Genomic DNA, 26,100 nt, shown 5'->3' with positions numbered 1-26,100 from the left:
AGTCATTGAGTCAGATGGATGAATATTAACATGAGAGGGATATTTTGATGTTACCCGCTTATTCTCAAAGGGCAGATTCTCCGACTCCGGCAACCAATTCAAATCAGATTCCCGGGGCTGAGGGTCTATCCGACGGGGCTGAGAGTAAACACAAAAGGTATTTCAGTGATCCTGATCCCACTAGCGTTCCCGTCCAGACATCATTAGCCAATCGTCTTTGCTCTTCACCTGTTTCAGATCAGGCTGATGACTATTCTCCCCCCAGCCGCCATCAGCTTGGGGGTAAGGGAATGTTTTTGCAGCGCATGAAGGAAGCCGGTCTGCGTGTTCCACCTTTTAAATGTGTGACAACCCAGGTGATGAATGCACTGGAACATCAGCCTCTGGATCGGCACTGCCTGGCCTGCTATCTCCCCTGGATTCCTGATCAACCGGAGGCAGAGACCAGCCTGTCGAAAATCAGGAAATACGTCGCTACTTTGCCACCTTCTGAGCAAGCCAAAAGGAAAGACTGGCTGGCGGGTCTGGCAACATTTATTGCCAGTGATGACTATTACCAACAGGTTAAAGAGTCTGAAGCGGCCCAACAAATCAGAGACCTGCGTCGTCAGCTGGACAAACTCTCCCTGTCACAACCGATTATTGTCCGCAGTTCTGGCGTTAATGAAGATGACTACGGCAATGCCCAGGCGGGCAAATACCTCTCGAAACTTCAGGGAGAAGAGGATGTATTGCGAACCTGCCTTGAGGTCATGGCTTCAGCTTACCGGCCTGAAGTCTGCTCCGAAGGTGTACCGCAACCCATGGCGCTGGTTATCCAACAGTGTATTGATTGCAAATACGGCGGGGTCATTATGAGCTTTCAATCCTTTCAGGATGATACCGTCAGGATTGAGTTCACGCCCGGTCAGCCCGGGGGCGTAGTAGCAGGACAGTTCGGTAATACGCCCCACCGTATCGATATTCATCGCAAGGAAGGCGCTGAAGGCGTTCAATACTTTCCCGGGACGATCTCAAGTCACTTCATCCTGCACAAGAACAATAACGGCTATTCGGAAACAAGAATTGATAATGTTGGCGTTCAATCAGGCGACGGTGGACAGAAACTCAGTGATAAGATGGTTTCATTACTCAAGGAGGTGGTGGCAAAGCTGGAAGACCTGTTGCTCTGCCCTGTGGATGCGGAGTTTGCCATTGATCACCAGGGTCGTCTGTTCCTGTTGCAGGTGCGCCCTGTTACCCGACTCTCTGGCGGCATGGATTTCGCCATGCCCATACCGGAAGAGACCATTGCCTCTGGCGAGAGCGTCAGCGAAGGCTTCTGTACCGGACCCATCTGGCTGGCCAGGGAAAAAAAGGCAGACTCTATGCCAGCGGGTTCCATTGTCGTGGCCCGACACGCTGAAGACTGGATGCTTGAGCCTGAGTTCCTGAAGCAGGCAGGGGGATTTGTCATTGCCGAAGGAGGATTCAATGATCATGTAGCGATCCTTATGAAACAGGCTGGAAAAACGTTGCTGCTGGCTGGTGGTCAGCTTACGGCAGTGGTCGCTCAGGACGGCCAACAGGCGACCCTGGCCTGCGGCTGTTTTAAGGGTAAGCCCGGTGCCTTTATTGTTGCTGGTGACCTTACTGGAAAACTGCTCAGTCACAGAAGTCTCTGTTCTGCTGTGTCTGATGTGCCGTTAGCCAACGCTGTTCCGTCACGGGAGGATTTGTCCCCCGCTGAAGGCACATTCGATCAGGTTACCAGTGGTTTTCAGTGGCTCACAGATCAAAACGCCCGCCTGTTGGCATTTTTTGCCTCCGGCGGCGGACTGGATTGTCTGGCAAACCCGATAAAACTGAGCATGTCGCCACAACGGTCAAAATTGCTGGCAGGGACCAGGGACAGTGTAAACCGGCTGATTTATGGGGCTGAAGCATTGCTGGATGGGTACAAGTCACTCTTGCAGCTGGCCGCTAACAGGGATCCTTCCAAGGTCCAGCCATGGCTGAATGAATTACCGCAACTGAGCAATCGGTTCGAGACATTGAAAGGGAACATCCAGTCAGTGTCAGAAACGTTCATCCTTCCCCTGCAAGCCGGTGGAGAAGGTCAGAAATCCATGGGGGTTTTTCGACAGTGGCTGGCAGCTTGTCATCAGCTGCAATCCTCTCTTAAGGCACTCAACCCCAATACGCCTGAGCAGGTCAGAAGTGTCCACGAACTGATTTTTGCCTTGCATAAGCGCTTCGTCAAGGCACTGGCACCGGTCACTCTGGCCTCGGGTCAGGGCAGGATAAGCGGGGGGTGGCCGGTCACTTATGTAGATTGCAGGACTCCAGGAGGCCCGTTTGAAAAGGCACCGCTATTTAATCGGTCCTGCAAGGTATCCCTGATAAGATCAGAGTGTCGAGGAACTGTCATCATTATGGATGATGCTTTGATTGTTAACCTTGAATTAGGACAACATGTGGGCCTTATCGAACTACTTGAAAACGCAGAGGGGGGCAAAGGACGTACCCTGCGGCTGAAATTTTCTGACCGGTTTGCCAGAGCTGATGGCAGTGATGGCCCCGGCAAGTTGAAACGTATGTGGTTTCTGGTGCAGTTACTGAGAGCGATCAATCTGGATGGACAAGCTGGTAATATGAAGCTCAGTTGCAATGCCGTAGCGGGAGAAATGATTGTCGAATGCGCCCGAATGACATTACGTCAAACCCTGCAGGATGCCTTTGTAAAACTGATGACAGCTTTGCATGCTATTCAGGATATAGATATTTATTTAAAGGACTGCAGCCTTTTTGAAGGGGATCAGTGGAATTTTGACTTGCTTGCGCAACGTCTTGATAGAGATATAGCGACAGAAGCCGATAGATTTGCCTTTCAACATTGTCTTTTCTCAACGATTTATGACTATTCCAGGATGAGTCCCGATTGTTGCCAGTTATTAAGTAAACAACACCAACAATTTATTGATTATGTTCAACGGTTAGAAGAGTGCTGGAAAAAGCCGAAGGAGCATTTTCGAGAAGTGTTAATGAGTGATGAGATCAGTGAGGACACCCGCAGGGAGCTTTTACATCACCTGTTATTGATAGATGCCCAAAAGGCTATTCCATTGGTTGAGGATGTTTATCCTGATTTGAGAGATCAATACTATGTTATTGAAACGTCATCCTGCAGCTACAGGATGGGGATTAATGCTCCACCTGCTCAGTCACTTGCGGAAGATAGAGAAAAGGTCAAAAGTTTCTTTTTGAAGCATGGACTGAAATATGCCAGCCAACGGGTTCGAAATGATAAAGACCTTGTATTAGCAACCATTGTCGTAAATCCATACAACCTGAAATATGTGAGTAAAGCACTGAAGCATGATAAACAAGTCGTCTTGAGCTGTTTTAAAACTCTCAATCTTTTGAAGACTGAGGAGGTCCGCCGTGTCAATGACCTGATTTTTGACTTGCATTGGGTCTTAACAGAGGCCCGGACATTGGTTACCACGGCCTCGGCTTTGGGCATGCTATCCAGAGACGAGAACTTCATCTATGTTGATTGCAGGATTCAGGGAGGCACGGCTGAAAAGGCATCGGTATTGAGTCCGTCCTGCAGAGCATCCCTCAGAGAATCAAGACCTCTTAGAGGAACTGTGATCAGTATGGATGATAACCTGATTGTTAACTTTGAGTTATTCGGTCTTGTGGGCTTAATCGAGCTGATTGAAAATGCAGATGAGGGAAAAGGAAGTACCTTGCGGCTGAAGTTTTCTGATAAATTTTCCTGTATTGATTGCAGTGATGCACCTGGCAAGTTAAAACGTATGTGGTTTCTGGTGCAGTTACTGAAAGCTATTGAACTGGGCGAAAATGCTGATAGTATCAGGTCTGTTTGCAACGCTGCAGCGGCGGAAGTGATGGTCGAATGCTCGCAAATAACATCACCTCAAGCCATGCAGGATGCCTTTGTAAAACTGATAACGGCATTAAGAGCAGTTATTTCTTTGGATATACTCCTGGGCTCGATAAGTATTTTCGACGAGGGGCGGTGGTGCTTTAACTCGCTTGCGCAACGCCTTGATAGCGATGTTGCGGCAGAAGCCAATAGATTCGCCTTTCAACATTGCTTCTTCTTGATGATTGATAATTACCAATATGGCATTGATCCCGATTGCTGTCAGTTATTAAACAATCATCAACAACAGTTTATTGATCATGGTTATCGGTTGGTTAAATCAAAGGACAACCTTCGGGAAGTGTTAATCAGTGATGAGCTTCCTGAGGACATCTGCAGGGAACTTCTGCATCATTTTTTATTGTTAGATCCCGGTAGGGCTAATCGATGGGTCGAGCTTGTGTATCCCCATTTGAAAGATCATTACTTTGTGATCAAGCCATCCTGCAGTTACAGCCTGAAGTTTGATTTCTCACCGGTTCAGTCGCTTGGGGATAATAAAGAACAGCTCAGGCATTTCTTGCTCAGGGATGGACTGATGCATGCCAGCCAACGGATTCGCAATGATAAAGACCTTGTATTGGCAACTGTTGCGATACATCCGGATAGCCTGAAATATGTCAGTGAGGAGTTGCAGAATGTTGCAGAGGTCGTCATGCTTGCGATCACTAAAGATGGTTGTCATCTGCAATATGCCAGCCCGACAGTTCAGGATGATGAGAAGGTTGTCGTAGCCGCTGTTACAAATTCTTTAGGCGCTTTGCAATATGCCAGTGAAAGAATTCGGAGCGATAAAAACATTATTAAAACCTTAATAGCCGTCAATATTAATTGCCTGATGTATGTCAATAATACGGTATTGAAGGATCGTGATTATATGCTGGACCTGATTCAAAAGGATTCTGCTGCTTTTATTTATGTTGCCTCCGAGCTTAAACAAAATGCGGCTTTTATTGAGGCAGCAAAAAAAAGAAACCCCGAAGTGAGTCAACACCTCGAGTAATCTCTGAACAAGGTTTCATTTATTCTGACAACGCTAAACAGTGCCAACTGTGTTGACAGCTCATTGTTGTTCCCCCTATTGCGTGGTTCAGCCTGAGGGGTGAACTTTATAAAAAAACTATTGTCAAAGGTTTATTGACTTTCCAGTCATTGAGTCACATGGATGAATATTAACATGAGAGGGATATTTTGATGTTACCCACTTGCTATCAAAGGGCAGATTCTCCGACTCCGGCAACCAATTCAAATCAGATTCCCGGGGCTGAGGGTCTGTTCGACGGGGCTGAGAGTCCACACAAAAGCTATTTCAGTGATCCTGATTCCACTAGCTTTCCCATCCAGACATCGTTAGCCGACCGTCTTTGCCGTTCACCTGTTTCAGATCAGGCTGATGACTATTCTCCCCCCAGCCGCCAACAGCTTGGGGGTAAGGGAATGTTTTTGCAGCGCATGAAGGAAGCCGGTCTGCCAGTTCCACCCTTTGAATGTGTGACAATCCAGGTCATGAATGCACTTGAACATGAGCCTCTGGATCGCCGCTGCCTGGCCCGCTATCTCCCCTGGATTCCTGATCAACCGGAGGCAGAGACCAGCCTGTTGAAGATCAGGAAATACGTCACTGCTTTGCCACCTTCTGAGCAAGCCAAAAGGAAAGACTGGCTGGCGGGTCTGGCAACATTTATTGCCAGTGATGACTATTACCAACAGGTTAAAGATTCTGAAGCAGCCCGGGAAATCAGAGACCTGCGCTGTCTGCTGGAAAAACTCTGCCCATCACAGCCGTTTATCGTCCGCAGTTCTGGCATTAATGAAGATAACTATGGCGATGCCCAGGCGGGCAAATACCTCTCGAAACTTCAGGGAGAAGAGGATGTATTGCGAACCTGCCTTGAGGTCATGGCTTCAGCTTACCGGCCTGAAGTCTGCTCCGAAGGCATACCGCAACCCATGGCACTGATCATCCAACAGTGCATTGATTGTCGATATGGCGGGGTTGCCATGAGTTATCAATCCTTTCAGGAGAATACCGTCAGGCTTGAGTACACATATGGTCAGCCCAAAGGTGTCGTGTCAGGGCAGTCTGGTAACAGGCCCCACCGTATTGATATTTATCGTGAGGATCGCACAGAAGAAGTTAACAGTTTCCGATACTTTCCCGGGACGATCTCCAGTTACTTTATCCTGAAAAAAAATGATAACGGTTATTCGGAAACTGAGGTTTTTGATGCCGATGCCCAATCCGACGGCGCTAGACATGCACTCACTGATGACATGGTTTCAAAACTCATTGGCTATGTGACAAGACTGGAAAACCTGTTGTGCTGCCCAGTGGATGTGGAGTTTGCCATCGATCGTCTGGGTCGTCCGATCCTGTTACAGGTGCGCCCTGTTACCCGACTCTCTGGCGGCATGGATTTTAACATGCCCATACCCGAACAGACCCTGGCCATTGGCGAAAGCGTCAGCGAAGGCTACTGTACCGGACCCATCTGGCTGGCCAAAAAACGACAGGCAGGCTCTATGCCAGAGAGAGCCATTGTCGTGGCCCACCACGCTGAAGACTGGATGCTTGAGCCCGGGTTCCTGGATCGGGCAGGGGGTTTTGTCCTTCTCGAAGGAGGATTCAATGACCATGTAGCCATTCTCATGAAACAGAAACGAAAAACTTTGATGCTGGTTGCTGGTCAGTTTGCGGCAATGGATACTCTTGTTGGCCAACAGGCGACGCTGGCCTGTGCCCGTTTCAGGGGTAAGCCCGGCGCCTTTATTGTCGCCGGTGACTGTACCGAAAAACTGGCGTGTCACAGCAGTCTGTCCTCTGATTTTGCGGATATGCCCTTAGCAAAAACTCTCCCGTCACGGGATGATTTGTCCCCCCCTCCAGGCACATTCTCCAGGGTCACCAGTGCCTTTCAATGGCTCACCGACCAAAACGCCCGGCTCCTGTCATTCTTTAACTTCGGCAGCGAACTGGATTGTCTGGCAAACCCGATAAAACTGAGCATGTCGGCACAACGTTCAGAGCTACTGGCAGAGACCAGAGACAGGGTTAACAGGCTGATTTATGGAGCTGAAGCCCTGTTGAAGGGCTACCAGGCATTCTTGCGGCTGGCCGGGAAAAAAGATTCACCCCATGTCAAGTTATTGCAGGATGAATTTCCACTCCTGAGGGAACGGTTTGTGGAGCTGAAAGAGACCGTGGAATCAAAGTTAGACAGTGTCATTCTGCCAATGCAAGCCGCTAAAGAAAGACTGGTTGCCCCGTTAGTGTTTCGGCAGTGGGTGTTTGCTTGCCACCAGCTGCAATCTTGTCTGCAAGCACTCAACCCCAGAGAAGCTGAGCAGGTTCGAAGTGTCCATGAACTGATTTTTGCCCTGCATAAGCGCTTTGTAGAGGCGCTGGCACCGGTCACACTGACCTCGGGTCAGGGCAAGATATCTATGGATAAGAACGTCACTTATGTTGAGTGCTCGACCCCGGGTGAAACAGTCCCGCTAATCAGTACGTCCTGCAAAACATCTCTCAAGAGATTAGTGCGTCATGCGACGGTCGTCACTATGGAGGGAGCCTTGATTGTTAACATGAAGTTTGGCGAACACTGGGGCTTAATTGAGCTGCTTGAAAAGGCCGAGGGGGGGAAAGGACGAACCTTGCGGCTGAAATTTTCTGACACATTTCATCCATCGGATGGTAGTGAAGAACCGGGTAAGCTGAAACGTATGTGGTTTCTGGTGCAGTTACTGAAAGCCATCGAACTGGACGAAAATGCTGATAGCATGAAGCTAAGCTGCAACGCCGTTGCAGGGCAGATTATCGTCGAATGCCCCCGAATGACATCACCTGAAACCATGCAGAAGGCTTTCGAAAAACTGATAACAGCTTTACTTGCTGTTCAGAATCTGGATCTTTTTTTAGAGGATAAAAGCATTTTTGAAGAGGTTGAGTGGAACTTTAACCTGCTTGCACAACGCCTTGATAGTGATGTTGTGACAGAAGCAGATAGATTCGCCTTTCAACATTGTCTTTTCTTAATGGCTCTTAGTCAGCAATATGACATTCTTCCCAGTTGCTACCGGTTATTAAACCACCAGCAGATGCAATTTATTGATCATTCCCGGCGGTTAGTTAATTTGGAGAATGCTTATGAAAAAGTGCTGCTGAGTGATGATATTGGTGAGGCCAATCGCAGGGAACTTTTGCATCATTCTTTATTAGTAGATCCCGGATTGGTGACTCCGTTGTTTGAGGATGTGTATCCCCATTTGAAGGGTAAAAGTTTTATTATCAAACCATCAGAAGATTACCAGTTGAATTTTGTCGTTTCAACTGATCAGCTGTTCAGTGAGCATAAAGAGAAAGTCGAGAAAGCCTTTCAGAGGAATGGGCTTCTATATGCCAGTCAACGGCTGCGAAATGAATACTTTGCTTTTAGGTACGATCAATAATTTTGTGAATCAGGTCTGATCTATTCTGACAACCTTGACCTTAACGGCTTATTGTCATTTTTACTGGTGCCTGTTTCAGACTGAAGGTTGAACTTTATTGGTGTGCCAGTTATTCACGAAAGGGATATCTTAATGTTAAATGTCAATTCTGATAAATCGAATGATGGACTTCTGACAGCTTATTCAAGTCAGAATAACCGGGTTGGTAGTCCATCCAGAGGAACTGATAGTTCACCCAAAAAGCATCTCTGTGATTCTGATTCCAGTGGCGTTTCGATCAGCAAAACGCCTTTAGCCAAACGTCACTGTTGTTTTTCTGTTTCAGATCCGACTCCCCTCAACCGCGAAGAACTGGGGGGTAAGGGAATGTTTTTGTGGCGCATGAAAAAAGCCGGTTTGTCTGTTCCGCCATTTCAATGTGTGACAGCCCGGATCATGAACGCGCTTGAGCAACACTCTCTGGATACCGGGCTTTTAGCCCGCTATCTGCCAATGATTGAATATGAACTTGAAGCAGAGAAAGAGATCAGCCTGACGAACATCAGGGCATGCCTCAATGCCTTGCCACCTTCACAGCAGACCAAAAGGAATAACTGGCTGGCGGGTCTGGCAGAATTTATTGCCAGCGAAGACTATTATCAACAGGTTAAAGATTCTGAAGCGGCCGGAAAAATCAGGGGGCTGCACAGTCAGGTGGGCGGACTCTCTGCATCACAGCCCATGATTGTTCGCAGTTCCGGCATCAATGAAGATAATTACGGCGACGCTCAGGCGGGCAAATACCTCTCTTTAGTTCAGGGAGAAGAGGATATTTTGCGAACCTGTCTTAAGGTCATGGCTTCAGCTTACCGGCCTGAAGTCTGCTCCGAAGGTATACCGCAACCTATGGCCCTGATCATCCAACAGTGCATTGACTGTCGATACGGCGGAGTCGCCATGAGCTTTCAATCTTTTCAGAATAATACCCTCAGGGCAGAGTTTACATCGGGTCAACCCAGAGGCGTGGTGGCAGGGCAGACCGGTAACACGCCCCACCGCATCGACATTTATCGCAAGGATCGCAAAGAAGATGCTGTCAGCTATCAATACTTTCCCGGGACAATCTCAAGTCACTTTGTCTTGCACAAGAACAATAACGGCTATTCGGAAACAATAACTGATAATGTTGATGCTCAATCATACGACGGTGGACTGCAACTCACGGATGCAACGGTTTCAGAACTCATGGAGGCGGTGATAAAGCTGGAAAACCTGTTGCTTTGCCCTGTGGATGTGGAGTTTGCCGTTGATCATCAGGGGCGCCTGTTCCTGCTGCAGGTACGCCCTGTTACCCGGCTCGCTGGCGACATGGTTTTTGCCATGCCCATACCCGAAGAGACCCTGGCCATTGGCGACAGCATCAGTGAAGGCTATTGCACCGGTCCCCTCTGGCGGGCTGAAAAAAGAGCAAAAGACGCTATGCCACAAGGCGCCATTGTCGTCGCCGACCACGCTGAAGACTGGATGCTTGAGCCAGAGTTCCTGAAGCAAGTGAGGGGGTTTGTCTTTGCCAAAGCAGGATTCAATGATCATGTAGCGATCCTCATGAAACAGCAAAAAATAAGCCTGATGCGGGCTAATGATCAGTGTCCGGTATTTGCCACTGACAATGGCCAACAGACGACACTGGCCTGCGGTCGCTTTAAAGGCAAGCCCGGAGCCTTTATTGTTGCCGGTGACATGACAGAAAAGCTGGTCAGTCACAGAAGCCTGGCCAGTGTTTTTTCTGATCAGCCCCTGGCGAACGCAATTCCGTCCTGGGAGGATTTATCAATTCCTGAGGGCAAGTTCTGTCATGTCGGCAGTGGATTCAAATGGCTAACGGATCAAAATGCCAGGCTTTTGGCATTTTTTGCCTCCGGTGGTGGACTGGATTGCCTGGCAAACCCGGTAAAACTGAGCATGTCGCCAGATCGCTTAAAACTATTGGCACAGACCAGAGATAGCGTGAAACGGCTGATTCATGGATCTGAAGAACTGTTAGCTGGATACAAGGCATTTCTGGGGCTGGCTCTAAAAAGTCGACCATACCTGACCATGTCATTGCGGGATGAATTACCGCAACTGAGGAAACGGTTCAAGACGCTGCAACAGACCATAGGATCAGGGTTAGATAATATTATCCTGCCAATCCAGGCCGCTGAAGAAGGGGATGTATCCCCGAGAATCCTGAGTCAGTGGGTGGCAGATTGCCATCAGCTGCAATCCTGTCTTCAGGCACTGGACCCTGAGCAGGCTGAACAGGTCCGGAGTGTCCATGAGCTTATTTTTGCCTTGCATCGACGTTTCGTAGAGGCTCTGGCCCCCGTCACTCTGGCTTCTGTTCAGGGCAAGATATCTAGAAAAGAGCACATCACCTATTTTGATTTTACCACTCCGGGCGGAGAGTTATCGCTATTGGGACTGTCAGGCAAAGCATCCATGGAAAGGTTGAGGCTTTCAGGGACTGTCATCAGTATGGATGAAGCCTTGATTGTTAACCTCGAGTTAGGATGTCACCTGGCTCTTATCGAGCTGCTTGAGAATGCAGAGGGAGGTAAAGGACGAACTCTGCGGCTGAAATTTTCTGACCAATTCAATATATCTGATGGTGTTGGAAAAACCGGCAGGTTTATTCGTGTATGGTTTCTGGTGCAGTTACTGAAAGCAATCGGGCTGAACAAAGATGCCGATAGCATGCATGTGAATGGCAATGCTGTAGCAGGTGAAATCACTGTTGAATGCACGGGAATAGCATCACGTGAAACCATGCAGCATGCCTTTGAAAAACTGATCATTGTGTTAGGTTCAATGGCTGAACTGGATCAAAAGTTTCGGAAAAGGGTTATTTTTGAAGGAGGCCAGTGGGACTTTAGCTTGCTTGTAGAACGGCTTAATCGAGATGTTGCGACAGAAGCCGATAGATTCGCCTTTCAACATTGCCTTTTCTTAATGTTTTACAAACAAGGTTGGTGCATCACTCCGGCTTGCCGGGGGTTATTGAGCAATCAGTTTCAACGTTTTACTGAACATGCACAGCGGTTAGGTGAGTGCACGCGGGCAATTTTTTGGCGACGAAAATCGGAGGACATTCTGCGGGAAATGTTAATGAGTGATGAGATCGCTGAGGACACTCGCTGGGAACTCCTGCATCATTTTTTATTGGTCGACTTCAGTTACGCCACTCGATTGGTTGAACGTCTGTATGGCCTGGAAAATCAATACTTTGTGATCAAGCCATCCTGCAGTTACAGATTGGAGTTTTATGCTCCACCGGGACAGCCGTCCGGGGATCATAAAGAAAAGGTCAGGAATGCCCTGCTCATGCATGGGTTGATGTATGCCAGCCAACGGGTTCTGAATGATAAAGAACTTGTATTAGCCGCCATTGCAAAACATCCCGAACAACTGAAATACGTGAATGAAGAACTGAGGGATGATACTGATGTCGTCATGGCATCAGTCACTCGAGATGGCAATCAGCTGCAATATGCCAGTCCAGAACTTAAGAATAATGTCAGGGTGGTAATGGCGGCTGTCGAACAATATCCAGAGGCTCTGAGGTATGTCAGTGAAAAAATGCGAAGCAATCAAAATATTATTAAAATCGCAATGGCTAATGATATTCAATACTCAGAATATGCCAGTGAAAGTGTATTGAGTGATCGCGATTTTATGCTGGACTTAATTGCAAAAAATCATCGAGCTTTCAAATATGTTGCTTTTGAGCTTAAACAGGATAAGGATTTTATTGAGGCAGCAAGACACAGAAACCCCAAAGTTATTAAATACATCAGGAAACTTTCGGATAAGGTCTGATTGGCTCTGAAAACGTTGACTGGTTCAAATCGTCTTGCCACACCTTATTGCCGCTTTCCTGTTGTGCTCTTCAGCCTGAGTGGTGAACTTCGTAAAAATATCATTGTCAAAAGTACCAAACGTTTTATGCCATAGCGATTAAGTCATGGATGAATAAGAACCTGAGAGGGATATTTTGATGTTACCTCCTGCTACAGACATACCAGGTCCCAGTGGCCTGACAACTGTTCCTGATCAGGATAATGAGGCTAAGCATTCACACAAAAGGCATTTCAGTGATCTTCATCCCGGTGACGTTCCGGACCGGACGCCGCTAGCCAAGCGCACCTGCCGTTCAGCTGTCTCAGATCAGGCTGCTGACCGTTCATCCGCCAAACGGGAAGAATTTGGGGGCAAGGGAATGTTTTTGCAGCGCATGATGAGCGCCGGTCTGTCTGTTCCACCGTTCCGATGTGTGACAGTCCGGGTCATGAATGCGCTTGCACAATACCCTCTGGACAAACACCCTCTGGATAGCCATCTTTCAGGCCGCTATCTCCCCGGGATTGACCTTGAACTGGATGCCGGGATCAGCCTGAAGAACATCCGGGAATACCTTAGTGCCATGCCGCCCTCAGAGCAAACCAAAAGGAATGACTGGCTGGCGGGTCTGGCACAATTTGTAGCCAGTGATGATTATTACCAACAGGTTAAAGATTCTGAAGCAGCCCAAAATATCAGGGATCTGCGCACCGAGCTGGACAGACTCACCAGATCGCAGCCCGTAATTGTCCGCAGTTCTGGCGTCAATGAAGATAATTACGGCGATGCCCAGGCGGGCAAATACCTCTCTTTAGTTCAGGGAGAAGAGGATATTTTGCGAACCTGCCTTAAGGTCATGGCTTCAGCTTACCAACCTGAAGTTTGCGCCGAAGCTATACCACAACCTATGGCGCTGATCATCCAACAGTGCATTGACTGCGAATATGGTGGTGTCGCCATGAGCTTTCAATCTTATCTGGATAATACCGTCAGGCTTGAGTATACACAGGGTCAGCCCAGAGGCGTGGTGGCAGGGCGGTCCGGTAACAGGCCTCACCGCATTGATATTTATCGCGGGGGTGTTAAAGAAGAAACTGACAGCTACCAATACTTTCCCGGGACCATCTCCAGTCACTTTATCCTGCACAGGAACAAGGATGATAACGGCTATTCGGAAACAAGAATTGATGATGCCAATCCGCAATCAAAGGTCACTGGGCATTCACTCACTGATGACAGGGTTTCAAAACTCAGGGAGGCGGTAACAGAGCTGGAAAACCTGTTGCTCTGCCCCGTGGATGTGGAGTTTGCTATCGATCATCAGGGACAGCTATTCCTGTTGCAGGTACGCCCTGTTACCCGACTCTCCGGCGACATGGTTTTTGCCATGCCCATACCCGAAGAGACCCTGGCCACTGGCGAGAGCGTCAGCGAAGGTTATTGCACCGGCCCCATCTGGCTGGCCAAAAAACCAGAGGCAGACGCTATGCCGTTCGGAGCTATTGTCGTGGCCCCGCACGCTGAAGACTGGATGCTTGAGCCTGAGTTCCTGAAGCGAGCAGGGGGTTTTGTCTTTGCCGAAGGAGGATTCAATGACCATGTAGCGATCCTCATGAAACAGAAAAAAATAGCTTTAATGCTTGCCGGTAAAAAGTATGCGTCAGTAGTCAATCATAATGGGCAGCAGGCGACACTGGCCTGTGCCTGCTTTAACGGTGAGCCCGGTGCTTTCATCGTGAGCGGTGACATGACCGGTAAACTGGCCAGTTACAGAAGCCTGCCTTCTGCTGCTTCTGATGTGCCGATAGCAAAAGCCGTCCCCTCACGGGATGATTTGTCTCCCCCTGAAGGCACATTCTCTCAGGTGGCCAGCGGTTTTAAATGGCTAACGGATCAAAATGCCCGGCTGTTGGCATTTTTTGCCACCGGCGGCGGACTGGATTGTCTGGCAAACCCAATCAAACTGAGTATTTCGCCGCAGCGATCAAAGCTATTGTCAGAGACCAGGGACAGCATAAATCGCCTGATTTGTGGGGCGGAAGCCTTGCTGGAGGGTTACAGGGCCATCCTGCGGCTGGCGGATGACGGTGATTCATCTCAGCTCAAGTCAATCTGGGAAGAATCACAGCAATTGATCGACCGGTTCGGGACGCTGAAACAGATTATCTGGTCAAGGCTAGAGGGTATCATCCTGCCCCTGCAATCCGTTGAAGAAGGCCTGGTACCTGCCGGAACTTTTCGCGAGTGGCTGGCCGCCTGCCATCAGCTACAATCCTGTCTTCAAGAACTCAACCCCGGCGAGGCTGAGCAGGTCCGAAGTGTCCATGAACTGATTTTTACCCTGCATCAGCGCTTTGTAGAGGCAATGGCGCCGGTCGCTCTGGCTTCGGGTCAGGGCCGGATATCCAGGAAAAAGGACATCACCTATGTTGATTGCAGGACTCCGGGTGGCGACGATGAAATGGGACAGCTATTGAGCTACCCCTGCAAAGCATCCCTCAAAAAATCAAAGCGTTCAGCGACGGTTGTCAGTATGGATGATGCTTTGATTGTTAACCTTGAGTTAGGACATCACATGGGCATCATCGAGATGCTTGAACACGCAGAGGGGGGGAAAGGACGTACCTTGAGACTAAAATTTTCTGACCAATTTGTCAGGGCTGATGGCAGTGATGCCCCCGGCAAATTGAAACGTATGTGGTTCCTGGCGCATTTGCTGAAAGTGATCGAACTGGATAAACACGCTGGTAGCATGAAGCTAAGTTGCAATGCCATAGCAGGTGAAATGATTGTTGAATGCCCGCGAATGGAATCACGTGAAATCATGCAGGATGCCTTTGTAAAGTTGATAACGGCGTTACGTGTCATTAAGAATCTGGATATAGACTTAAAGTCGACAGCCATCTTTGAAGGAGATCAGTGGAGCTTTAACTTGTTAGTACAACGCCTTGATAGCGATGTTGCGGCTGAAGCCGACAGATTTGCTTTTCAACATTGCCTGTTCTTAATGGTTTATGGTATTGGGGATTGGATTACTCAGGATTGCTTCCGGTTATTAAAACGGTTATTGAGCCAACACCAAAAAAAGTTTATTCATCATAGTCGACGGTTAGCTCAATCAAAGGACAATCTTCGGGAAGTGTTAATGAGTGACAGGATCGCTGAGGACAACCGCAGGGAACTCTTACAGCATCTTTTATTGTTAGAGCCCAATAAGGCTACTCCATTGTACGAGGATGTATATAGCCTGAGAGATCAATACTTTGTTATCGATCCATCCCTCAGTTACAGCCAGAATTTTGAGGTTCCAGCGGTTCAGTCGCCTGGGGATCAAACGGAAAAGATTAAAAATGTCTTGCGCAAGCGAGGACTGAAATATGCCAGCCAACGGGTTCGAAATGATAAAGATCTGGTATTAGCGGCCATTGCCGTACATCCATACAATCTCGAATACGTGAGTGAAGAACTGAAGAATGACAGAGAAGTCATCCTATCCTGTATTCAGGCACTCTATCCCATGAAGACCGGAGAGGTCCTGAGTGTCAATGGCCTGATGCTTGCGTTGTACGAGTGCCTGGTAAAGTCCCGGGCACCAGATACTCCGGTCTCGGCTCAGGGCATGCTGGCCATGGACGAGGGCGTGATCTATGTTGACTGTACGACAACGGATGGCTCGGGTGAAAAAGCACCGGTATTGAGTTCGTCCTGCAGGGCAGGTCTGAGAGAGTTAAGGCTTCTTAAAGGGACTGTCATCCGTATGGATAATACCCTGACTGTTAATTTGGATTTAGAAGATACCAAGAGCCTTATCGAGCTACTTGAAAACGCAGAGGGGGGAAAAGGGCGGACCTTGCGGCTGACATTTTCTGAGGAATTTTATGCCACTAATGGCAGTGATGCACCCGGCAAGTTGAAACGTATGTGGTTTCTGGCGCAGTTATTGAAAGCGATCGAACTGGATAAATATGCTGATAGCATGAAGCTGAGTTGCAACGCTGCAGCGGGAGAAATGATCGTCGAATGCTCCCGATTGACATCACCTGAAATCATGCAGGATGCCTTTTTAAAGCTGATAACGGCGTTAGATGTCATTTATGATCTGGATGAGTTTTTAGAGCTAAGAAGCATTTTTGAAGAAGATCTGTGGAGCTTTAACTTGCTTGCACAACGCCTTGATAGCGATTTTTCGGCAGAAGCCAATAGATTCGTTTTTCAACATTGCCTTTTCTTAATGGTTGATAGTCACAGAAATGGCATTAATCCCGGTTGCTACCAGTTATTAAACAGTCATCAACAAGACTTTATTGATCATAGTCGACGGCTCATTAATTCGAAGGACAATCTTCGGGAAGTATTGATGAGTGATAAAAACGCTGAGGACATCGGCAAGGAGCTGCTGCATCATTTTTTATTGTTACATCCCGGTAAGGCTATGGGATGGGTTGATCTTGTGTATCCTGATTTGAAAGATCAATACTACGTGATCAAGCCGTCCTATCTTTACAGCCTGGAGTTTTATTTTCCACCGGCGCAGTCGCTTGGGGATCTCGAAGAAAAGATCAGGAGTGTCTTGCTCAGGGGAGGATTGAAATATGCCAGCCAACGGATTCGAAATGATAAAGACCTTGCATTAGCAGCCATTTCATCAAACCCCTATAATCTGATACATTTGAGTGAAGAACTGAAGAGTGATAACGAGGTCGTTCTGGCTGCAGTCACCCAAGAAGGCTATCAACTGCGATACGCCAGCCCGAAACCACAGGATAATGAAGAAGTTGTAATGGCCGCTATCAAAAATTATCCGGCAGCCCTCAGATATGCCAGTGAAAGAATCCGAAGCGATAAAAACATAATTAAAACCTTAGTGGCTATCAATTTTAATATCTTGAGATATGCCAATAAAACGCTATTGAAGGATCGTGACTATATGCTGGACTTGATTGAACAGGATTCTGATGTTTTCAATTTTGTTGCTTTCGAATTTGAAGATGGTGAGGATTTTATTGAGGCAGCAATACAAAGAAACCCCGAAGTTCGTGAATACGTCGAGTAATCTGCGAATAAGGTCTGATCAATTCTGACATCGTTGACCGGCACAAGCCGTTTTGCCAGCTTATTGGCTTTTTTTCTAATGCGTGCTTTTGGCCGACGGTTGAACTTTATAAAAATATCAATGTCCAAGGACAGTAATTAATTGACTCATCAGCTATTGGGTCACAGGTGAACATTATGAGAGGGATGTCTAATGAATCATGTTACTTTCAGAGCATCATGTCCTGAAAGCCTGACAACCAATCCTGATCAGAATACCGGAGCAGGTACTCGATCCAATGAGGCTGGTCATCCAGCCAGAAGGTATTTCGATAATCTTGATACCCGTGGTACGCCCGACTCAAGCTTGCTGGTCAGGCGCAACTGTCATTCAGCGGTTTCAGATCAGGCTGCTGAGCATTCTCCCTGTAAACGAGAACTACTCGGGGGCAAGGGGATGTTTTTGTGGCGCATGAAAGCAGCCGGTCTGTCTGTTCCGCCCTTCGAATGTGTTACTGTTCAAATCATGAATGCACTGGAACAACACCCTCTCGATACCCATGTTTTAGACCACTATTTCCCCGGGTTTGTTGATGAACCGCTGACGGAGATCAGCCTGAAGAACATCCGGGAATACCTCAATACCTTACCGCCTTCAGAGCAAACCAAGAGGGATGACTGGCTGTCAGGTATGGCAGAATTTATTGCCAGTGATGACTTTTACGAACAGGTTAAAGATTCTGAAGCGGCCCGAAAAATCAGGGAGCTGCACCGTCAGGTGGACCGACTCTCTGCATCACAGCCCGTGATTGTCCGCAGTTCCGGCATCAACGAAGATAACTACGGCGATGCCCACGCGGGTAAATACCTCTCTGTCGTTCAGGCAGAAGGCGATGTTTTGAGTACCTGTCTCAAGGTCATGGCCTCAGGTTATCGTCCTGAAGTCTGTCCCGAAGGCATACCGCAACCCATGGCGCTGATTATCCAACAGTGTATTGACTGTCGATATGGTGGCGTCGTCATGAGCTTTCAATCCTTTCAGGATGATACCGTCAGGGTTGAGTACACACCAGGTCAACCCAGAGGTGTGGTAGCAGGGCAGTCCGGTAACAGGCCCCACCGCATTGATATTTATCGCAAGGATCGTAAAGAAGAAGCTGACAGCTATCAATACTTTGTCGGCACGATCTCAAGTCATTTTGTCCTGCAAAAGAAGAATAACGGCTATTCGGAAGTAGCAATTGATAATGCTGGTGCTCAATCAGACGACGGCGGACAGAAACTCAGTGATGAAACGGTTTCAGAGCTCATGGAAGCGGTGACAACGCTGGAAGACCTGTTGCTCTGCCCCGTGGATTTGGAGTTTGCCATCGATCATCAGGGTCAACTTTTCCTGTTACAGGTGCGTCCTGTTACCCGACTTTCTGGTGGTATGGATTTTGCCATGCCTGTACCCGAAGAGACTCTGGCCATTGGCGAGGGTGTCAGCGAAGGCTTTTGCACCGGTCCCCTCTGGCTGGCCAAACAACAACAGGCCGACTCTATGCCACAGGGAGCCATTGTCGTGGCCCACCATGCTGAAGAGTGGATGCTGAAGCCTGAGTTTCTGGAGCGGGCGGGAGGTTTTTTCATGGCTGAAGGAGGATTCAATGATCATGCAGCGATCCTCATGAAAGAGAGAGGAAAAACGTTAATGCTGGCCGGTGAAAAGTTTGCAGCCATAGCCGCCGGGGAAGGCCAACAGGCGACGCTGGCCTGCGCCCGCTTTAAGGGTAAGCCGGGTGCCTTTATTGTTTCCGGTGACCTTACCGCAAAACTGGCCAGTTATAGAAGCCTGGCCTCTGCTTTTGCTGATGTGCAGTTACACAAAGCCGTCCCGTCACGGGATGATTTGTCCCCCCCTGAAAGCACTTTCCTTAAGGTTGCCAGCGGTTTTCAGTGGCTCACGGATCAAAATGCCCGCCTGCTGTCATTTTTTGCCTCCGGCAGCGGTTTGGATTGTCTGGCAAACCCGATAAAACTGAGCATGTCGCCGCAACGACTCAAGATTATGGAAGAGATCAGAGACACCGTTAATCGGTTGGTTTACGGGGCTGAAAAACTGCTTGATGGCTACAGGGCATTCTTGTCGCTGGCGGGTAACAGCGATTCACCTCAACTCAAATCACTGCAGGAAGAATTACCGCAACTGAGCAACCGGTTCGAAACACTGAAACGGATCATCGGATCAGGGTTAAAGCGTTTCATCCTGCCAATGCAGACTACTGAAAAAAGACAGCTATCCCCGGTGATTTTTAGTCAATGGGTGACAGACTGCCATCAGTTGCAATCCTGTCTTAAGGCACTCATCCCCGGTGAGGCTGAGCAGGTCCGGAGTGTCCATGAGCTTATTTTTGCCCTGCATCAGCGCTTCATAAAAGGGCTGGCACCGGTCACTTCGGCCTCGGGTCAGGGCAATCTGACAAGGAAAAGGGCAATCAACTACGTTGATTGCACGATCCCGGGTGAAAAAACACCGATATTGAGTCCGGTCCTCAGAGCACTTATGGAAGAGTTAAGGCTTATAGGGACTGTCATCATTATGAATGAAGCCTCGATTGTTAACCTGGAACTTGGAAGTCATGTGGGCCTTATCGAGCTGCTTGAGTGTGCAGAGGGGGGGAAAGGTCGAACCTTGCGGCTGACATTTTCTGATCAATTTGACAGGCCTGATGAGCGTGATAAATCCGGCAAGTTCAGACGTATGTGGTTTCTGGCGCAATTACTGAAAGAGATCAAACTGGATCAAAATGCTGACAGCATGAAGCTAAGTTGCAACGCAGTTGCGGGTGAGATTATTGTCGAATGCTCCCGAATGAAATTACCAAAAACCATGCGGAATGCCTTTCAAAAACTGATCATTGTGTTACGTGCTATGTATAATATGGATATTCGGTTGAAGTGCTCTCCCATTTTTGAAGGCGGTCAGTGGGACTTTAACATGCTTGCGCAACGTCTTGATCGTGATGTTGTGACAAACGCAGATAGATTCGCTTTTCAACATTGCCTTTTCGTAATGTTTTATTGGCTCAGGGGTGGTCGCTACACTACTGCCGCTTTCTGCAGTTTATTGAGCAACCACCACCAACAGCTTACCCATCATGCCCGGCGGTTAGGTGCGTATCAGTGGTCATTGTTTTTTAATAGAGAACCGGAAGAGAGTCTGCAGGACATCTTTATGACTGAAGAGATGAGTGAGGACATCCGCAGGGAGCTGTTACATCATTTTTTATTATTCGAACCTAAAAGTGCTACCAGATTGGTTGAGCAAGTGTATGACCTGGGAAATCAATACTTTGTTATCAAGCCATCGTTCAGTCACGAATTGGAGTTTTATGCAGCACCAGGCCAACCGCTTGGGGATCATAAAGAAAAGGTCAGGAATGCCCTGCTCAAACATGGATTGGAATATGCCAGCCAAGCAGTCTGGAATGATAAAGACTTTGTATTACCCGTCATTTCAAAATATCCCATGGAACTGAGATATTTGAATGAGGTGCTGAGGAATGATAGAGATATCGTTATTGCCGCTGTCGCAGAATCTCCCGGAGTTTTGTGTTATGCCGGTGAAGGGCTCCGAAGCGATAAAGAGATTATTCAATTGGCAAATGGCAATTGCCGATAGTATTTCTCCCTTATTCTTTGCCAGCGAAACAAAGCAATCCCGAATTTCGTGAAAACTTCATGAACTTTATAAAAATATCAATGTCCAATGAAATTAATTAATGACTCATCAGCTATTGAGTCACAGGTGAACATTATGAGAGGGATGTCTAATGAATCATGTTACTTTCAGAGCATCATGTCCTGAAAGCCTGACAACCAATTCAATTCAGAATACCGGAGCTGGCACTCGATCCAATGAGGCAGGTCATCCAGCTAAAAGGTATTTCGATAATCTTGATATCAGTGGTACACCCGACCCAAGGTTGCTGGTCAAGCGCAGCTGTCATTCAGCTGTTTCAGATCAGGCTGCTTACCATTCTTCCTGCAAACGGGAACTGCTCGGGGGCAAGGGGATGTTTTTGTGGCGCATGAAAGCAGCCGGTCTGTCTGTTCCGCCCTTCGAATGTGTGACTGCTCAAATCATGAATGCGCTGGAACAACACCCTCTCGATACTCATCGGTTAGATCACTATTTGCCCGGGTTTGTTGCTGAACCGCTGGCTAAGACCAGCCTGAAGAACCTCCGGGAATACCTCAATACCCTGCCGCCTTCAGAGCAAACCAAAAGGGATGACTGGCTGTCAGGTATGGCAACATTTATTGCCAGTGATGACTTTTACGAACGGGTTAAAGATTCTGAAGCGGCCCGAAAAATCAGGGAACTTCACCGTCAGGTGGACCGACTCTCTGCATCACAGCCCGTTATTGTTCGCAGTTCTGGCATCAATGAAGATAACTACGGCGATGCCCAGGCGGGCAAATACCTCTCTGTCATTCAGGCAGAAGGCGATGTTTTCAGAACCTGTCTCAAGGTCATGGCCTCAGGTTACCGTCCTGAAGTCTGTCCCGAAGGCATACCGCAACCCATGGCGCTGATCATCCAACAGTGTATTGACTGTCGATATGGTGGAGTCATCATGAGCTTTCAATCCTTTCAGAATGATACCGTCAGGATTGAGTACACAAAGGGTCAGCCCAGAGGCGTAGTGGCAGGTCAGTCCGGTAATACGCCCCACCGTATCGATATTTATCACAAGGAAGGCGCTGAACACTTTCAATACTTTTCCGGCAAGGTTTCAAGTCACTTCGCCCTGCACAAAAACAATAACGGCTATTTGGAAACAGAAATTTATGATGCGGACGACCAATCAGACGACAGTGTTCATAAACTCAGTGATCATTTGGTGGTAAAACTCAGTCAGGCGGTGACGGAGTTGGAGAACCTGTTGCTTTGCCCCGTGGATGTGGAGTTTGCCATCGATCATCAGGGTAACTTGTTCCTGTTGCAGGTGCGCCCTGTTACCCGGCTTTCTGGCGGCATGGATTTTGCGATGCCGATACCCAAAAAGACCCTGACCGTTGGTCAGGGCGTCAGCGAAGGCCATTGCACCGGAACAATCTGGCAGGCTGAAGAACAAGCGGCGGACTCTATGCCAGAGGGTGCCATTGTTGTGGCCCAACACGCTGCAGACTGGATGCTTGAGCCAGAGTTCCTGAAGCGGGCAGGGGGGTTTGTCTTTGCCGAAGGAGGCTTCAACGATCATGTCGCGATCGTTATGAAACAGGAAGGAAAAACCTTGATGCTGGCCGGTGGACAGTTTGCGGTCGTGGCCGCTCAGGTTGGCCAACAGGCGACGCTCGCCTTTGCCCGCTTCAAAGGAAAGCCTGGCGCCTTTATTGTTGCCGGTGACCTTAGCGGTAAACTTGCCAGTCACAGAAGTCTGTCCTCTGCATTTTCTGATGTGCCGCTCACCGGAGCCGTCCCGTCACGGAGTGATTTGTCCCCCCCTGAAGGCACATTCCTTAATATCGCCAGCGGTTTTCAGTGGCTCACGGATCAAAATGCCCGTTTGTTGGCATTTTTTGCCTCCGGTGGCGGACTGGATTGTCTGGCAAATCCCATAAAACTGAGCATGTCGCCGCAACGGGCAGAGTTGCTGGCAGAGATCAGAGTCAGGGTAAATCAACTGGTTCAGGGGGCTGAAGCATTTCTGGATGGCTACCATGCATTCTTGCAGCTGGGGAGAAGCAGTGTCAGACCTTTGCAGGATGAAGCACAACAATTAATCAAACGGTTCAAGACACTCAAAGAGAGCGTCCTGTCAGGCCTGGAGGCTATTATGCTGCCCCTGAAAGCTGCTGAAAAAAGGCAGGGATCCTTCCGTCAGTGGGTTGCAGACTGTCAGCAACTACAATCCGTTCTGCAATCACTGCATCTTAAAGAGGCTGAGCAGGTCAGAAGTATTCATGAACTGATTTTTGCCTTGCATCAGCGTTTCGTAAACGCGCTGGCTCCGATTGCTCTGGATTCGGTTCAGGGCAGGGTATCGAGAGTAAAGAAAATCACCTATGTTGACTGCACGACCCCGAGTGACAAAGTATCGCTACTGAGGCCGTCCGACAGATCATCCATTGAAAATTCCGGGTCTACGGGGACTGTCTTCAGTATGGACAGTGCCACGATTGTTAACCTGAAGCTTGGCGTTCATCTTTGCCTTATCGAGCTACTGGAAAACGCAGAGGGGGGAAAAGGACGAACCTTGCGGCTTAAGTTTTCTGACCAATTTGATGGCAATGATGGTGTCGATGTCAGCGCCAAGTTAAAGCGTATGTGGTTTCTGGTGCAGTTGCTGAAAGCGATCGAACTGAATAAAAATGCTGGTGGTATGAAGGTAACTTGCAATGCCATAGCGGGTGAAATTGTCGTCGAATGCCCGCGAATGAAATTGCATCAAACCATGCAGCATGCCTTTGAAAAACTGATGATTGCGTTAGATTCCATGTATAATCTGGATAGACATTTAGAGGACTTACGTATTTTTGAAGGAGATCAGTGGGACTTCAACTTGCTTGCACAACGCCTTAATCGCGATGTTGCAACAGCAGCTGACAGATTTGCCTTTCAACATTGCCTTTTCTCAATGTTTTACTGCGGTGGGTTCAGGATTTCTAGCGAATGCTGCCAGTTATTAAGCAACCGACTGCAACAGTTTGTTCGCTGGGCCCAGCAGTTAGGTTCGTGTAATTCGTTAGTATTTCAGGGGAAAAAAACAGTAGATAGTCTGAGGGAGATGTTCTTGAATGATGAGATCGCTGAGGACATTCGCTGGGAGTTCTTACATCATTATGTATTGTTACATCCCAAATACGCTGTTCAAGTGGTTGAGTTGCTGTTTGGCTATAAAAACCACTACTTTGTGATCAATCCATCCTTCAGCTACAAACTGGAGTTTTATCTTCTACCGGTTCAGCCACTTTCAGTTAATAAAGAAAAGCTCAATAATGTCTTGCGAGAGCATGGGCCGGAATATGCCAGCCAACGGGCTAAAAATCATTACTCTGCTTATTTCTGGAGATAAGGTCTGATCTATTCTGAGAACCCTGATCAGTGAAAATATTGTCGTTTTTCCTGATTGCTGGATAGAACCGGGCTGAAGCAGACCGGAAATTTCCCTCGTTTTTTATCGATCATTTGAAAATACCTAAATATTCAGCGTTGCGACATCTCTCTTGGGGTGACATGGCATCTTTCTGCGTCATTAAGACTTTGCTGAACATTTTTGAGGTCAGACATGTCCAGAGGGTGTCGCAAAACTCTCTCCAGCGTGGGAACGAGTTGACTCCCGTCATTCCCGGCTTCATTCTCGTCATTCCCGGCTTCATTCTCGTCATTCCCGGCTTCATTCTCGTCATTCCCGCGAAGGCGGGAATCCACACTGACTTACCACCAGAACCATACCGCCTGGTGCCCCCTGGCCTTATCATCCCCGAGAAGGCAGAGATCCACCGTTGGCGCTGGATTCCCGCCTTCGCGGGAATGACGACCCCAGAGCATGGGTACGAGTTGTTGGAGTTTTGCGATACCCTCGTCCAGAGTGAAGAGATCGATCAAGGCTGTATAAAAAGTCACTAAGAAATCATTGTTTCCTGCTTCACCTGTCGTTAGTCTTTACAGGCAGCTTCAATTTTTTTCGCACTATTTTTCGATAACACCATGCAGGAAACGAATCAATCCGTTCAGAGAAAAATTCTCCATGTTGATGCAGATGCCTTTTACTGCTCTGTAGAGGAGAGGGATGACCCCACGCTAAAAGGCAAGGCTTTTGCTGTGGGGGGTAAAGCTGAACGTCGAGGAGTGATTGCCACATGCAGTTATGCGGCGCGAAAGTCGGGCGTGCATTCTGCTATGGCGTCCTATCGTGCACTCAGGCTCTGTCCTGATCTGATTATTTTGCCAGCCCGGTTTGATGTCTATAAAGCCGCTTCACGGCAGATGCATGCCATTTTTCATCGTTACACTGAGATGATTGAGCCCTTGTCGCTGGATGAGGCCTATCTGGATGTTTCCCACTCCAGTCACTGCCAGGGCAGTGGCACGCTGATGGCCCGGGAGATTATGCAGTCTGTCCTGGAAGAGGTGGGGATTTCTGTCTCTGTGGGTGTGGCTCCAAACAAATTTCTGGCCAAGGTGGCATCCGACTGGAACAAGCCAAAAGGTCTTTGTGTGATCACGCCCGACCAGGTTCAGGATTTTGTTTTTGAATTACCGGTTGAGAAGATACACGGTGTCGGCAAGGTCACTGCTCAAAAGCTACATAGCAAAGGGATTATGACCTGTGGCATGTTGCGACAATACTCTCCGGTTGAGTTGTGTCGTTGGTTTGGCAGTTTCGGCGAGCGCCTCTGGGAGCTTGCCAGAGGCGAGGACAATCGTGCACTGGAGCTGGATAGAAGACGGAAGTCGTTATCTGTTGAGCACACTTTTGATGCAGATTTGCAGGACGAACAGTCGATACTGACTCAGGTAAAACCCCTGGTTGAGGATCTGTCGCGACGTTTTCAGGCAATCAGGAATGAATATTCGGTCACCAAGCGGTTTGTAAAAGTGAAGTTCAACGATTTCACCCAGACAACACTTGAGGAAATGATAGAGTCCGATGATCTGGCACCCGAGGCACACTTCCAGGCATTGCTGATTCGAGCCTGGCAAAGGGGGGATAAACCTGTTCGTCTACTGGGTGTTGGCGTAAGGCTGCTGGATTTGAGAACCTCGGGGCAGATGCAGCAATTGGAGTTGTTTGAACGCAGGGGTGGAAGGATATAGTATGGCATCTCTCAATATT

General features: G+C 48.3%; 8 protein-coding genes. All 8 read left to right on the top strand.

Features of this window, described 5'->3' with window-relative positions:
* Positions 1 to 47: 47 nt before the first annotated feature.
* Positions 48 to 4,937, top strand: coding sequence for a DUF4116 domain-containing protein (locus ACO6V5_RS08440; RefSeq protein WP_422410389.1), 4,890 nt, complete (start codon positions 48 to 50; stop codon positions 4,935 to 4,937).
* Between the two features lie 191 nt (positions 4,938 to 5,128).
* Positions 5,129 to 8,383: a PEP/pyruvate-binding domain-containing protein gene (locus ACO6V5_RS08435; RefSeq protein ID WP_422410387.1), complete on the top strand. Its 3,255-nt coding sequence runs from the start codon at positions 5,129 to 5,131 to the stop codon at positions 8,381 to 8,383.
* Positions 8,384 to 8,515: 132 nt separating this feature from the next.
* Positions 8,516 to 12,220 carry a DUF4116 domain-containing protein gene (locus tag ACO6V5_RS08430; RefSeq protein ID WP_422133475.1) on the top strand — a complete coding sequence of 1,235 codons (3,705 nt, stop codon included), beginning with the start codon at positions 8,516 to 8,518 and terminating at the stop codon, positions 12,218 to 12,220.
* A gap of 178 nt (positions 12,221 to 12,398) precedes the next feature.
* Complete coding sequence (locus tag ACO6V5_RS08425) at positions 12,399 to 17,294, top strand: DUF4116 domain-containing protein (protein ID WP_422410385.1); 4,896 nt, start codon at positions 12,399 to 12,401, stop codon at positions 17,292 to 17,294.
* A 192-nt stretch (positions 17,295 to 17,486) separates the two neighbouring features.
* Positions 17,487 to 20,936: a PEP/pyruvate-binding domain-containing protein gene (locus tag ACO6V5_RS08420; RefSeq protein ID WP_422410383.1), complete on the top strand. Its 3,450-nt coding sequence runs from the start codon at positions 17,487 to 17,489 to the stop codon at positions 20,934 to 20,936.
* A 151-nt stretch (positions 20,937 to 21,087) separates the two neighbouring features.
* A complete protein-coding gene (locus ACO6V5_RS08415; RefSeq protein WP_422133478.1) occupies positions 21,088 to 24,336 on the top strand; it encodes a PEP/pyruvate-binding domain-containing protein in 3,249 nt (1,082 codons plus the stop codon).
* A gap of 257 nt (positions 24,337 to 24,593) precedes the next feature.
* Positions 24,594 to 24,890, top strand: coding sequence for a hypothetical protein (locus tag ACO6V5_RS08410; RefSeq protein WP_422492079.1), 297 nt, complete (start codon positions 24,594 to 24,596; stop codon positions 24,888 to 24,890).
* Positions 24,891 to 24,971: 81 nt separating this feature from the next.
* A complete protein-coding gene (gene dinB / locus ACO6V5_RS08405) occupies positions 24,972 to 26,081 on the top strand; it encodes a DNA polymerase IV (RefSeq protein ID WP_422410376.1) in 1,110 nt (369 codons plus the stop codon).
* Positions 26,082 to 26,100 lie beyond the last annotated feature (19 nt).

The sequence above is a fragment of the Endozoicomonas sp. ALD068 genome (assembly GCF_049310145.1).
Lineage (GTDB): Bacteria > Pseudomonadota > Gammaproteobacteria > Pseudomonadales > Endozoicomonadaceae > Endozoicomonas_A.
Note: the sequence above shows the minus strand (reverse complement) of the source record. Positions and strands in the feature narration are given on the sequence as shown.